The sequence below is a fragment of the Micromonospora sp. NPDC050417 genome (assembly GCF_044458865.1).
GTDB lineage: Bacteria > Actinomycetota > Actinomycetes > Mycobacteriales > Micromonosporaceae > Micromonospora_G.
The window spans coordinates 38573-51714 of sequence record NZ_JBITIH010000035.1 but is presented as its reverse complement, the minus strand read 5'-3'; the positions used below and the strand labels follow the sequence as shown (position 1 = coordinate 51714).

The window sequence follows — 13142 nt, the reverse complement described above, 5'->3', positions numbered from 1 at the left end:
CCGGGCCCGGCCGCGCCGACGACCCGTCGCGCCACGGGTGCCCCGTCGTTCACCAACGGCATCGCCAAGGTCTGGCTCGACGGCCGGGTCACGGCTGACCTGTCCGACTCGACCGCACAGATCGGCGCGCAGCGGGTCTGGGCCGAGGGGAACACCGCCACCGGCGTCCCGGTCGCGGTCCTCGACAGCGGCATCGACACCAGTCACCCGGACCTGGACGGGCAGGTCGCCAACAGCGCCAGCTTCGTGCCGTACGAGGACATCACCGACCGCAACGGACACGGTACGCACGTCGCCTCGACGATCGCCGGCACCGGCGCCGCCTCCGGTGGCCAGGAGAAGGGCGTCGCTCCCGGCGCCAGGCTGCACGTCGGCAAGGTCCTCGACCTTGAAGGCCGGGGTCAGCAGTCCTGGATCATCGAGGGCATGGAGTGGGCCGCCCGGCAGGAGAAGGCCCGCATCATCAGCATGAGCCTGGGCGCGGGCGGAACCGACAGCAGCGACCCGATGAGCCAGGCGCTCAACCAGCTCAGCGCCGAAACCGGTGCGCTGTTCGTCGTCGCCGCCGGCAACGGCGGCCCAGAGAGCATCGGCTCCCCCGGAACCGCGGACTCCGCGCTGACCGTCGGCGCCGTCGACTCCGCCGACCACCTCGCCGATTTCTCCAGCCAGGGTCCGGCCGCCGGTAACGGCGGGCTCAAGCCGGAGATCACCGCACCCGGCGTCGACATCCTGGCCGCCCGGTCGCACTTCGTACGGGGCGGGTCGGGTTACTACACCACGATGAGCGGGACCTCGATGGCGACTCCGCACGTCGCCGGTGCCGCCGCGCTGGTGCTCGCCGCCCACCCGGACTGGACCGGCCAGCAGGTCAAGCAGGCCCTGGTCAGCAGCGTCAAGGCCACCCCGGAGTACACGCCGTACCAGGCGGGCAGCGGGCGGGTCGACGTGGAGGCCGCGGTGCACGCCACCGTCTTCGCCACCGCCTCCGCCTCCTCCGGGTTCCACCCGTGGCCGCCGAAGCGAGGCGAGACCGACGTCAAGCAGGTGACGTACACCAACGTCGGTGACACCCCGGTCACCCTCGACCTGGCGGTCGACTCCGCCGCCCCGGCCGGGCTCTTCACCCTCTCGACCCGCCAGGTCACCGTGCCCGCGCACGGGACCGCCTCGGTCACCCTCACCGCGCACCTGGACCTGCTCCCGGCCGACAAGGCGATCAGCGGCATGATCAACGCCACCGACGGCACCGGAAAGGTCCGCGCGCACACGCTCATCGGCGGGGTGCGCGAAGGGCAGCGACAGAACCTGACCATCAAGGCCACGGACCGTTCCGGGAACCCGTTCCCTGGCAAGGTCATCATCACCGCGCAGAATCTCTTCACCGCGGTCGACCTCGACGCGTCCGGCACCGGCACCGCTCGGCTCCCGGTCGGCACCTACTCCGGCTGGCTCGGCGGTGACGTGCAGGGTGCCAACGGTCCGCACTCGCTCGGCACGGCTCTGCTCCCGTTCAACGACATCAAGCTGGACCGGGACCGGACTGTCACCCTGGACGGCACGAAGCTGCGCCGGGTGATGGCGTACGTGCCGAAGGAGTCGACCCCGGCCGCCGTCCGACTCGACATCCACCGCTCGTACGCCGACAGCCTGGTCGAGAGTTCAGGGCTGCCGGGCGCCGAGTACGACAGCGTCTGGGCGCTGCCGACCCCCAAGAAGGTGACCGACGGGGAGTTCGAGTTCGGCGCCCGGTTCCGGCTCGAACAGCCGGCGCTCACCCTCGGCACGAAGTCACGTACCTATGAGGATCTGCGGGTCAAGCGGGCGGCTACGCCGCTGCCGGCCGGCACCGAGCAACTGCCAGCCGTCTTCGCCAACGACGGCACCCCGGCCGACCTGGCCAAGCGGGACGTACGCGGGAAGGCCGTGGTGGTCCGCCGCAACGACACCATCTCCCTGGCCGAACAGGCCCAGAACGCGGCGACCGCCGGCGCGAAGCTGCTGGTGGTCGTCAACGACGGGGTGGGGCGACTCGATCCGTGGGACGAGAACCCGTGGACCCCGGAAAGCCCCGCGCCGATCACCGTGGCAACCCTCACCACCGACGAGGGCAACGAACTGATCGGCGAGTTGCGCCGAGGCAGCGTGCCACTCACGATCACCTCCAACCCCACCACCGACTACCTGTACGACGTCGTACACCACTGGAACGGATCAATCCCGACGAACCCGACCTGGCGCTCGGTCCCGAAGGACCTGGCCCGGGTCGACGTCTCGTTCCGCAACTTCCGCCAGGGCAAGGCAATGGAGTTCCGCTCCGACGTCTGGATGGGTTGGGTGGTCGGCAACCAGCTCACCGCACCCGCACAGGGTGACCGCACCGACTGGGTCACCGCCGACGTGAGCTGGCTGGAGGACGCCCAGATCCTCAGCGAGACCGGTCAGCACGCGATCAACGTCGCCCGCTACCCGGTCGGGCCGATCAGCAAGGTGAGCTGGTTCGGCCCGATCCAGCGCCCCCGGATGGGCCCGATCAACTACCAACCGGTCCGGTACCTCGACGCGGTCTACATCCCGGTGCCGGGCTGGGGTGCCTCGGGCTCCGGCTACGTCGGCGAGGCCCGTGGCAACTACGACGTACGGAACTGGGCCGCGCTCTACCAGGGCGACCAGCAACTCCAGTGGGGCAACGCCGAATACCTCCCGGTCAGCGGACTCGCCCCGGAGCGGCTGCCGTACCGGCTGGTGGTCGACAACGACCGGGCCGACTGGCCCGGCCCATACTCGACCCACACACTGACCGAATGGAACTTCACCTCGGCCGCCACCGGCGAGGAGTCAACCGAGACACTGCCACTGATCCAACTCGACTACGACGTGGCCACGGACACCGACGGCAAAGCCGGCCGGCACACCGAACTGTCGGTGGCCGCCTCGCACCTGCCCGGAGTGACCGCGACCATCCGGGAGGTCACCCTGGAACTCTCCTACGACGACGGGGCAACCTGGCAACGGGCCAAACTGACACAGAACGACTTCGGCTGGTCAACCAAGCTCAAGGCGACCAACACGGCGGCCCAGTTCGTGACCCTACGAACCAACGCCAAGGACAGCTCCGGCAACACCGTCTCGCAGACCCTCACCCGGGCCTTCGGCCTGCGCTGAGCCTCGCCTGACCCGTACCCCCACCGGGCGGGGCCGCATCCAGCGGTCCCGCCCGGTTCGCGTCACACCCCGGCCTCTCAGCCTGCACCCGTTCGAGGGCCGGAAAGTACCGGCCGGGGCAGCCGCCGCCGGCCGGTTCCCGTGCGGCCGGGACCGGGCGGGCGCCGACCTTCATCCGCCGGGTGCTCGGCGACGTCCTGCTCGAACGGGTGCAGCGGTTGCGGCCGATAGCCGACGAGGCCGGGGTGTCGATGGCGCAGCTCGCCGTCGCCTGGACCCTGCACCGACCCGGTGTCTCGGGCACGATCATCGGGGCGTCCCGCCCGGAACAGGTACGCGAGAACGCCGAAGCCGCCGAGGTACGGCTCGACGACGCGCTGATCGAGAGGATCGACGCGGTCCTGGGCGACCTGGTTGACCGCGATCCGACCAAGACCGCACGGATGATGGCGGTCGAACCTGCCTGGATGGGCTCGCCCGTCGACTGACGGCGGCACGGGTCAGCCCGCATCCACGTCGGTCGTTAGGCTGTCGACGTGGTGGAGGGTCGCCAAGAACAGCCGGAGCGGGTCCCGTGGTGGACCCCGACACGAACCGCAGGGGCGCTCTGCGCACTCTTCCTGCTGGTCAGCGTCGGTGCGTTGGTCGTACCGATGGTCCGGGCCGGTTGGGCACCGGAGCGTACGTTCCTGCGGGTGGACGCCTCCGCGATGGCCGTTCCGGCGGCACCGTCGTCGTCGGCGCCTGCGGCGATCGCGATCGCCTGCGTCCGGCTCCCCGACGACGACTACTGCAACCGGTACGTGGCCGACCTGGCCCGGCGACCGCCGCTCACCGGGGCACAGCGCGCCGAGGCGGAGGCCGCCCGCACGCGGCTGCTGGCCGCCCTGCCGCCCGGAGCGGCGGCACCGGCCTCCTGCATCACGCCGAACGGCCCCTGCGCGGTACGGGGAATCCCGCCAACCGTCGACGACGTACGGCGCGCCCTGGCCGCCGCCGGTCACCCGGACGCGGTGGTGCGCGCCGCCGGGGCGACGGACCCGGCACCGCTCGGCAGTGTGCTGCTGGCGGTTCCGGTCGGACCCGCCTGCGTCCTGGGGCACGTCGACGGCATCGGTGGGCAGAGCACGGCCGTCGGCCGGCTGCCGGACGGTCGATGCCTCGCCGACTGACGCCGGACGACGGCTTCGGTGACGGGGCTCCCGGGAATCGTGAATCCCCCACGGAAAAACGATTGCCGCCCGCACGCGCCGGCCCTACCTTGGAAAAGCAAGCCGAGCACGGAAACAAGCGAAACAACACCGGCGGGCGAACAGCAGACAGACAGACAGACGGCTAGAGCGTCGCGCACAAAGGGAAGGAGGAGCCGTGTCACCGAACAAGCACACCGGAGTCACGCGGACGACGCCGTGCGTCGGTGTCGTGCTGCTCCCCTATCGGCGAGCCCACGGCCACCTCGCGGGGTTGTGTCAGCAGGTTCTGGCCCAGCGGCGGATGTAGCGCTACGAACGCAGCGCACACACGCCGCCCTCCCCTGTCGGGACCGGGCGGTTTTTTGTCGTACGACCACGCGTTCCATTGACGCGCCGGCGTGAATCCGGTTCCCCGTACTTTCTCCCCCCACTCCGGTCGGCGGGATCGATAGTTGAGAACTCCACAGCGGATGGCATACACGTGTGCCCGGTCGGCGACGTACCCGCGACCGGCCGGGCGTTCCGGGGCGAGGGGGCCGGTCGACCCGCCTGCTCAACAGGAGAAGAACCGAGTTCGATTCTCGGGTTCCGGACGGATGGGCGGTCGACATCTCGCTCCGGTAGCCCAATTGGCAGGAGGCGGCGCCTTCAAAACGCGCGCAGTGTGCGTTCGAATCGCACCCGGAGCACCTGGCCCGGTGCCCGGACCGGCACCCCCTGCCGCCCTGGTACGATCATCGTGCGGGTTCGGGTCGTCTCGACGATCCCCCTGCGGACGTAGCGCAGTTGGTAGCGCATCACCTTGCCAAGGTGAGGGTCGCGGGTTCGAGTCCCGTCGTCCGCTCTCTCACTCGTCAGCGTTGCTGACATCTGCCGGTGGCATCACACCGGCCACCTTCCCGAATCGTCCAACTGGCAGGACGCGCCGCTCTGGACGGCGAAATCGTCAGGTTCGAATCCTCGTTCGGGAGCGCAATGCCCTCGCGGCCATAGTTGCGGTCTTCGAGACCCGTCTTCGGCACGCGGTACATGCCCGGGTGGCCCAATTGGGAGAGGCGCCTGCCTTAGGAGCAGGAAGTTGGGGGTTCGAATCCCTCCCCGGGTACGTCGTTCACGGGCTCGTAGCCCACCAGGTGAAACCCCGCTCGCGTACAGCGACGGTGACCGGTTCGACAATCTCGTCGTGGAAGGGTCCACGACGAGCGGCCAGGGGCTATAGCTCAGATGGTAGAGCGCCGCTCTTGCAAGGCGGATGTCCGGGGTTCGAGTCCCCGTGGCTCCACGCAGACAGATGTCACTGCCCTAACCGTCGGTGGACTACCGTGTCGGGCCGTGAACCCTCATGACTGGGTCGTCGATACCAGGACGTCCTACGACACGGTCGCGGTCAGCTACGCCGACCAGCTACGCGACGCCCTGACCGGCCTGCCGTACCTGCGAGCGGCTCTGGCATTGTTCGCCGACCTGGTTCGCGACGCCGGTGTCGGGCCGGTGGCGGACGTGGGTTGCGGACCAGGACATGTGACGGCACACCTGCACACGCTCGGCATCGACGCTTTCGGCATCGACCTCTCACCGGCGATGATCGAGGTGGCTCGACGTGAGCACGCCGGCCTGCGGTTCGAGGTCGGCTCGATGACGGACCTGGACCTCACTGACGCCTCGGTCGCCGGTCTGCTCGCTTTCTGGTCGTTGATTCACATCCCGGACGCGGCCGTTCCCCAGGTCCTCGGGCACTTTCGGCGGGTGTTGCGCGCCGGCGCACCGCTGCTGCTCGGCTTTCACGTCGGGGACGAGTCGCGGCTGAAGACGGAGGGATACGGCGGCCACCCGATGAATGTCCAGGTGCACCTTCGCCAGCCTGACAAGGTGGCAGCCTGGCTGCACGACGCCGGGTTCACGGTCAGGGCCAAGATGCTGCTCAAACTCGACGAGAGCCTGCCCGGGGCCATCATCTTCGCGACGTACGAGTCCTAGGTCGTTCGATTCCTGGGGCGAATCACCACATCAAGCGCCGCTAGCTCAACGGGAGAGCAGTGCACTTTTCATGCACGGGTTCAGGGTTCGAGCCCCTGGCGGCGTACTGCGGGCGTAGTGGAGTAGGAACCATGCCGGGCTCATAATCCGGAGACGCCGTTCGAGTCGGACGCCCGCCACCAAGCCCGTATAGCTCAGCGGAAGAGCATCGCTCTTACAAAGCGAGGGTCCCAGGTTCGAATCCTGGTGCGGGCACTGTGACAGTAGCTCAGTGGCGAGAGCACCGGACTGTGGCTCCGGAGGTCGCCGGGTTCGATTCCCGCCTGTCACCTCATGCGCGCGATACGGCGCGTACCGGCACGTCGTGGGCGACAGGACGCCCGCCGGTCTGTAAAACCGGTGCCGCTGGCATACCTGGTTCGAGTCCAGGGACGTGCACCACCACCGCATGACCGAGTGCCCGAGTGGTGAGGGAGCCGCCTGCAAAGCGGTCTACCCGGGTTCGATTCCCGGCTCGGTCTCGATGCCATCCGCTGTGGACCGACCGGCGCTGGAACAGGGCCGAGCAAACACTCGACAAGACGCTCCGGGCAACAGAAGCGCCGACCTTCGCCGAGCCCCGCCTGTCCGGCCTGCACGTCGGGCTCGCGCGCAAGCGGTAGTCACCGCCGCCGACCGAATCCGGATTGCCCCGTCCGGCGTCCTCGGCGAAGGTGTGACCATGACTAGTCAGCATGTGGTCGGCTACGACGGGATGTGGGCGCGACCCGAGGACGACACCCGGGTCGCGGCCAGCCCGGTCGGCGAATTGGCGACCGTACGCGAATACCTCACCAACTACCGGCTGACCCTCGCGATGAAGTGCGAGGACCTCTCCCCGGACCAGCTCGCCGCCCGGTCCGTGCCGCCATCCACGCTGAGCCTGCTCGGCCTGATCCGGCACATGGCCCGGGTGGAGCACAACTGGTTTCAGCGATCGCTGCGGGGCCATCCCGACACGCCGCCGCTGTTCTGGTCCCCGGAGGACCACGACCTGGACTTCAACGGTGTGGTCGCCGACCGGGCGTGCGTCGAGGAGGCGTTCACCGTTTGGAAGGCACAGGTCGCTGCCGCCGACGAGTGGTTGGACGGTCTGACCGATCTCGGTGCCATGGCTGTCCTGCCCCGGGGCGGGGAGGCGAGCGTCCGCGACATCCTTGTCCACATGGTCGAGGAGTACGCCCGGCACTGTGGGCACGCGGACCTGCTACGCGAATGCATCGACGGGCGTACGGGCCAGTAGGCGGGCCGGAAACCGCAGCATCAGGCAGGCGGAGCGGGTGACGCCCCGGCGTACCGCCTCCGCCGCCCCCGCCGGGCGGGCCGACCGCCACGTCCACCGACCAGGTCCCACCGTCGAGCATCGCGTTGTCCCGGTACTGCTGCCACACCCGGACGGGCCCCGGCGCCCAGTGGTCCGACATCGACCGGCAGTCCTACGCCAAGTGGCGGCAAAAGGTCGGTTACAGCGGCACCGACGCCGACGGCTGGCCGGGCGAGAGCACCTGGGACCAGCCATGGGTTCCGAAGAGCTGACCGTCGGACGGTCGGCGCACGACGTACGGCCCGAAGCGGAGCAGACCGCGGGTGGGGGCACCCACGGTCTGCTCCGTACGGTCGTCGTCGCCGGGTTCGTACCTCAGGCCAGGACGTAGTCCGAGTTCAGGACGTACGGCGCCGGCTGCTGGTCGTCCCGGCCGTCGTGGCCCTGAGCGTCGCACTGCCGTGCGGCGACGATGCACCCGGCGACCATCGCGGCGAGGGTCCGTTCCTCCCAACCGTTGAAGAAGTCGTAGTGGAACGTGGGCCCGGCCCCGCTGGCGAAGCGCACCTTGGACATGTCGCCATTCACCGGCCAGGCCATCTTGAACTCCAGCTTCGGCACCGCCACCGGGTGGCTGTCGGGGCAGACCCAGCCGGCGGCGCTGTGGGTGTCGATCGGGTAGCTCATGTGGCGCTGGTGGTCGGGCGAGTCCAGGTGCAGGCCGTCCCAGCAGCTCGGCGCCTGGTAGCGGATGTTGAGCTTGACGCTGCGTTCAGTGGGGCAGGTCAGCGGGATGTTCTTGTTCTTGTAGCTGTCCCCGCACTCGAAGCCCTCTTCGGTGGCGTCGAGGAATTTGTCCGCATCGGTGTTCTTGGCGTTCCCGACGACGAAACGTAGACCCTTCGGGAACGGACGGACGCTCTGGTAGTCGGTGACGCCGGCCTTGTAGTAAATGGTCTGCAGGCCCTCCGGGTTGACCGGGGTGTCGCCCTTGAGCAGCGTCGGCATCCAGTACGCGGAGAGGTCGCCCTTGGCCTTGCAGGTGGTCTGGCCCTTCTTCAGCGACTCGACGGTCGAGGCCGCGTTCGTGGTGGTGTTACCCATGAACGTGTGCAGGTGCGAGGCCCCGGGCAGATTCGGGAAGACGATCGGGTCGTCGCCGAGGTTGGTCCGACTGACCGAGCAATTCGCCTGGAACTCGTGGAAACCGCCCTTGTTCGGTGGAACCTTGTGGGACGGCTTGACGTTGGTCACCGGGTCGGCGGCCGCGATCCAGCCGGCCGGACCGGCCGAAGCCGAGGGCGCGGCGGTCGGCTGACCCGCCGGAGAGCTGGCCGGAGCGCCGGTCGGCGTAGTCGGTGGGACGGTCCCCTGCACCGGCGTCGAGGGCTGGCCCATCCCCGGGATGCCGGACTGCCCGGACGGGGTGGGCTGGGAGGTGACCGGCCCCTTCGGCCCGCAGCCGGCCACCAGTACGGCGACTGCTGTGACACCGACGGACACGGCAAGGCAACGCCATCGACGGGGTCGCGCGTGGAACATGGAGATGCCTCCTGGAAAGGGGTCGTACGACGACAGCCGTACTCTTCCGATTCCTCAAGCCTTGATCAATCGGCTGAGGCCAGCCCTAAGACGGACCTAAGGATCCTCAACCCGGTTGGCTGGTTCGCTCACCCCTTCGGGCGGGATCGGGAAGTTTCTGTTATCCGCCGGGCATCACATTCTCGTCCCAGGCGACCGTTCCCCACTCGTCCACGATCGTGGACGAGTGTCGCGACGGCAGCCTGGGACGAGCGGCCCGAGGACCCTGTGACGGCGCCCCTCCCGAACGTGATCATCGCAGTCGCACGGTGGCACCGGCCACCCCCGAATCGACACCGAGGCGCCTCCACCAGCGCATCCCAGTCGTCACAGCTCGCCGCGCGGACGTAGCCGACCGTTGATCTCGTGCAGCTTGTCGATCGTCCCGGCGCGGCGGGTCGGAACTGAACAACACGACATCCTCGCGGATCTGAAAGATCTCACCCAGCTGCGCCACGAACGTCGCCACACCCAATGGAACAGCGGCAACCGGTTCGGAACCGCCGATTATCCAATGACAGTAATGAATGGCTGGCACGAATGAAGAGTGGGGCAGGGCGCCGGCGGGCGCGCTATCTTGAAAGCCGGCTTCCCGCCCCCTCAGGGGACCTGTGGCGCTGCGCACCCACCTTGGGCGAGCAGCCCGTTGACGAGGGCGCGGAGCCCGTCGGAATAGGTGTCGCGTGCGGCGAGCGCCGCCCAGCGCTCGCCGAGGGAGGCCAGGTGTGGCAGCTTGGCCGGGTCGAGGCTGCCGAACAACGCGTCGCGGTAGACGGGCTGGTTCGACTCCCGCCTGCGGGCGGAGTGCGACCGGACGAGGATCTCACCGACGGTGTAGTACCAGATGCCACGGAAGACGTGGACGGCCTGGTCGGGGGTGCACCCTCGCTGGATGGCTGCGGCCACGATGACTTCGACCAGTCCCAGGGCCGAGTCGCCGAGCCGGGCGATGAACCCGTCGGTGGTGAGGACCTCGGCGGCCCACGGCCACGCCGCGAGAGCGTCGTGGATCGTCATGGCTGCCACGACGATGCGTTCGCCCGGCTCGTCGGGCAGGTCGGGGTGCGGGACCTGCTCGCCGGCCTCGTGGATCAGCAGGAACAGCAGGTCCTCTTTGTCCTGCACGTGGTGGTACAGGGTGGTCGCTCCGACACCGATCTCCGCGGCGAGCTTGCGGATGCTCAGCTGCTCCCAACCGTCGCGGTCGATGAGTCTGCGCGCGGCGGCCAGGATCTGGCCACGGGACGTCATCGGCGGCCTGCCTGCTTTTACGCGCGGTGTGTTGACTCCGGACACCGCCCCATCATGCTCCTCCGACAGCCACTTCAAAAGCTCGGATGCTCGACAACCAACCTGCATCGATGTTAATTTCAGAACGTGTTCGAAAATTCGACGGACACCCATCACAACGCCAGAGGAGTGGGGCGCGGTGACTAACAAAAGATCATCAAACGGACAATCGGTCGTCGACCGGGGCGCTCGGCCAGGGCTGACCCTGACCGCGGTGGCCGTCGTGCAGTTCATGGTGTCGCTGGACCTGTCGGTCGTGAACCTCGGTCTCCCGAAGATCGCCGAAAGCCTCGGCTTCAGCGAACTGGGCCTGACCTGGGTGATCCATGCCTACGCCCTCACCTTCGGCGGGCTGCTCCTGCTCGGCGGCAAGGTCGCCGACCGGTACGGCCACAAGCGGGTGCTACTCATCGGGCTCGGCGTGTTCGGCGTGGCCTCCCTCGCGGGCGGTTTCGCCCAGGAGCCCGGCCACTTGGTGGCCGCGCGGGCCGGCCAGGGCGTAGGGGCCGCCGTGCTGGCCCCGGCCGCGCTGGCACTGCTGACCGCGACCTTCCCCAGCGGCAGACCCCGGATCAAGGCGTTCGGCGTGTGGAGCGCGATGAACGCCGCGGGCGGCGCCCTCGGCGTCCTGATCGGCGGCGTGCTCACCCAGTACGCGGGCTGGGAGTGGGTGATGTTCGTCAGCGTCCCCATGGCCGCCGTCGCGCTGGCACTGGTCTGGCGCGGGGTCGCCGCGGACGCGCCCACCACGGCCCACGGCCGCCCGGACATACTGGGCGCCCTCCTGGCCACTGCGGGCATGACGCTGCTGGTGTTCGGCATCGTCCGCACGGACCGGTACTCGTGGGGCTCGGCCGTCACCCTGACCACCCTGGCGGTCGCGGTCGCGCTGCTGGGCGCGTTCGTCTACGTCGAGCGGACCACGGCCCGCGACCCGCTGGTCCGAGTCAGCCTGCTCACCAACCGCTCGGTCGTGGGCGCCAACCTCTACAACCTCATCTTCGGCGCGACCATGGCCTCGGCCTTCTACTTCGTCTCGCTCTACCTGCAGCGCGTGCTGGGGACCAGCCCGGCGGTGACCGGACTGGAGTTCCTGCCGCTGGCGATCGGCGTGGTGGTCGGCTCCGTCATCGCGATCAAGCTCGGCTACCGGGTTCCCGCCCGTACTCTCATGATCACGGGCGCACTGGTGACCGGGGTCGGATTCGCCTTCTTCGGCCTGATCGACGCCGAGGGTTCGTTCCTCGCCGACGTCCTCGGCCCGTCGATTGTGGCCAGTGTCGGGTTCGGGCTCTGCCTCGGGCCGGTCGTCTCCACCGCCACCCAGGGCGTCGCGCCGCACGAGACAGGCTCCGCGTCCAGCCTGCTCAACAGTTCCCGCCAGATCGGCGCCACACTCGGGCTCGCCGCACTGGGCACGGCCGCCCACGAGTACTCCGGTGAGGCGGGCACGCCTGACGCTCTCAGCGACGGGTACGCCTTCGGCATGACGCTGGGCGCCCTACTCTGGGTCGTCGCCGCCGTCATCGCCTTCACGGTCCTCCGCCGTGCCAGCACCCCGGCACAGGCCCAACAGGGCGACCCCGACCCGATCGGCGAACGGAAAGACCGACAAGACCACCAATCGGCTACCGCGTGATCGCAATCTGTGCGGGTAATTGCGGTGGCTGGTCGACGGCGGGTACCGCAATGAACGATTGACTCGCTGACGCCCACTCTCCGCACGCGGAGAGTGGGTTTGTCGTGTCGACCTTAATCGAATCATGCACAGTCGATGAAGTAGTGTACCCGCAGACCACAATCTTCTGATCTTGGAACACAACCCCGCGCGGCACCGCCCGACACCACCAACGAAACGCATTCTAGAGGATGGAGAGATGCGCGCAGAGGTACCTCGCACACGGGGCGTCGGCCGACCACCGCGCCTGTCCCTAGATGCGATCATCACCGCGGCAGCTCGGATTCTGCAGGACGAAGGTCTCGAGAAACTGTCGATGCGGCGCCTGGCGAACGAACTGGGCAGCACGCCAATGGCGATTTACCATCACGTGCGCGACAAAGACGAACTGCTCGTGCACGTATTGGAGTCGCAGGCCCGGACCATGCCCCGGCCGGAGTTCCCCGCCGATCCTCGTGAACGCCTCATCGCGGCCTCGGTCCTGCTCTACGAACTGCTCGCCGAGCGCCCGTGGATCATCGAGGTACTGACCGGCGACGACCTCATCGCCCCCTCCGCCCTGTGGATCGTGGAGGTGATGATAGAAGCCGCGGTCGACTACGGCCACACCGCCGACGAGGCGGTTTACATCTACCGCACGATCTGGTTCTACATCGTGGGGAACCTGATCATTCGCGTGACCAGCACCCGCCGTCGCGCCCGAATCGGCCCCATCCACCAGGACGAGGTCGTCGGCCGGCTGACGACCGCAACGCACCCGTGGCTGGCGGCCGTCGCCGGACGCTGGGCCGAGCTCAACGCCCGGGACACCCACCGGCAGGGCCTGGCCGCGATCGTCAACGGGCTGCTGCCCGAGCGCCGCCCGACAACACCCGAGGACCGGTAGGCAGCCCCCACCTCCGGGAACAACGGAAGACCCGAGTCGGCAGGGATGTGTTTTCCTGCCGACTCGGGT

The 13142-nt window shown here is 68.7% G+C and carries 10 protein-coding genes and 11 tRNA genes; 18 read left to right on the top strand and 3 right to left on the bottom strand.

Going from position 1 to position 13142, the window contains the following annotated elements:
- From ACIBF5_RS30570 to ACIBF5_RS30495, 16 genes are all read left to right on the top strand, one after another.
- The coding region (locus ACIBF5_RS30570; RefSeq protein ID WP_396816397.1) for a S8 family serine peptidase at positions 1–3165 on the top strand (3165 nt) is incomplete at its 5' end.
- A gap of 182 nt (positions 3166–3347) precedes the next feature.
- Positions 3348–3653 (top strand): aldo/keto reductase, encoded by a 306-nt coding sequence (locus tag ACIBF5_RS30565; RefSeq protein ID WP_396816396.1) that lies wholly within the window; start codon positions 3348–3350, stop codon positions 3651–3653.
- 48 nt (positions 3654–3701) lie between these two features.
- Positions 3702–4337 carry a hypothetical protein gene (locus tag ACIBF5_RS30560; RefSeq protein ID WP_396816395.1) on the top strand — a complete coding sequence of 212 codons (636 nt, stop codon included), beginning with the start codon at positions 3702–3704 and terminating at the stop codon, positions 4335–4337.
- Between the two features lie 635 nt (positions 4338–4972).
- A tRNA-Leu gene (locus ACIBF5_RS30555) sits at positions 4973–5047 on the top strand.
- A gap of 82 nt (positions 5048–5129) precedes the next feature.
- Positions 5130–5202, top strand: a tRNA-Gly gene (locus ACIBF5_RS30550).
- Positions 5203–5255: 53 nt separating this feature from the next.
- A tRNA-Gln gene (locus ACIBF5_RS30545) sits at positions 5256–5329 on the top strand.
- A gap of 60 nt (positions 5330–5389) precedes the next feature.
- Positions 5390–5463 (top strand) — tRNA-Leu (locus tag ACIBF5_RS30540).
- Positions 5464–5567: 104 nt separating this feature from the next.
- A tRNA-Ala gene (locus tag ACIBF5_RS30535) sits at positions 5568–5640 on the top strand.
- Positions 5641–5690: 50 nt separating this feature from the next.
- Positions 5691–6335 (top strand): class I SAM-dependent DNA methyltransferase, encoded by a 645-nt coding sequence (locus tag ACIBF5_RS30530; protein ID WP_396816394.1) that lies wholly within the window; start codon positions 5691–5693, stop codon positions 6333–6335.
- A gap of 34 nt (positions 6336–6369) precedes the next feature.
- Positions 6370–6441, top strand: a tRNA-Lys gene (locus ACIBF5_RS30525).
- Positions 6442–6443: 2 nt separating this feature from the next.
- A tRNA-Met gene (locus ACIBF5_RS30520) sits at positions 6444–6513 on the top strand.
- A gap of 5 nt (positions 6514–6518) precedes the next feature.
- A tRNA-Val gene (locus ACIBF5_RS30515) sits at positions 6519–6590 on the top strand.
- A gap of 2 nt (positions 6591–6592) precedes the next feature.
- A tRNA-His gene (locus ACIBF5_RS30510) sits at positions 6593–6666 on the top strand.
- Between the two features lie 26 nt (positions 6667–6692).
- A tRNA-Tyr gene (locus tag ACIBF5_RS30505) sits at positions 6693–6776 on the top strand.
- A gap of 9 nt (positions 6777–6785) precedes the next feature.
- Positions 6786–6856 (top strand) — tRNA-Cys (locus ACIBF5_RS30500).
- A gap of 200 nt (positions 6857–7056) precedes the next feature.
- On the top strand, positions 7057–7617 hold the full coding sequence (locus tag ACIBF5_RS30495; protein ID WP_396816393.1) for a DinB family protein: 561 nt from the start codon (positions 7057–7059) through the stop codon (positions 7615–7617).
- Between the two features lie 220 nt (positions 7618–7837).
- Here the strand turns inward: ACIBF5_RS30495 and ACIBF5_RS30490 are convergent, their stop codons facing one another.
- From ACIBF5_RS30490 to ACIBF5_RS30480, 3 genes are all read right to left on the bottom strand, one after another.
- On the bottom strand, positions 7838–7975 hold the full coding sequence (locus ACIBF5_RS30490) for a hypothetical protein (RefSeq protein ID WP_396816392.1): 138 nt from the start codon (positions 7973–7975) through the stop codon (positions 7838–7840).
- Between the two features lie 38 nt (positions 7976–8013).
- Positions 8014–9141, bottom strand: a complete 1128-nt coding sequence (locus ACIBF5_RS30485) for a DUF1996 domain-containing protein (RefSeq protein ID WP_396816391.1) — start codon at positions 9139–9141, stop codon at positions 8014–8016.
- Between the two features lie 678 nt (positions 9142–9819).
- The gene (locus ACIBF5_RS30480) at positions 9820–10470 is read right to left on the bottom strand and encodes a TetR/AcrR family transcriptional regulator (protein WP_396816390.1); all 651 of its coding nucleotides are present in this window, start codon (positions 10468–10470) and stop codon (positions 9820–9822) included.
- A gap of 253 nt (positions 10471–10723) precedes the next feature.
- Here ACIBF5_RS30480 and ACIBF5_RS30475 point away from each other — a divergent pair, with 253 nt between their 5' ends.
- Together ACIBF5_RS30475 and ACIBF5_RS30470 are read left to right on the top strand one after the other, a co-directional pair.
- The gene (locus tag ACIBF5_RS30475; protein WP_396816389.1) at positions 10724–12148 is read left to right on the top strand and encodes an MFS transporter; all 1425 of its coding nucleotides are present in this window, start codon (positions 10724–10726) and stop codon (positions 12146–12148) included.
- Positions 12149–12386: 238 nt separating this feature from the next.
- Positions 12387–13073, top strand: coding sequence for a TetR/AcrR family transcriptional regulator (locus tag ACIBF5_RS30470; RefSeq protein ID WP_396816388.1), 687 nt, complete (start codon positions 12387–12389; stop codon positions 13071–13073).
- Positions 13074–13142: the final 69 nt, after the last annotated feature.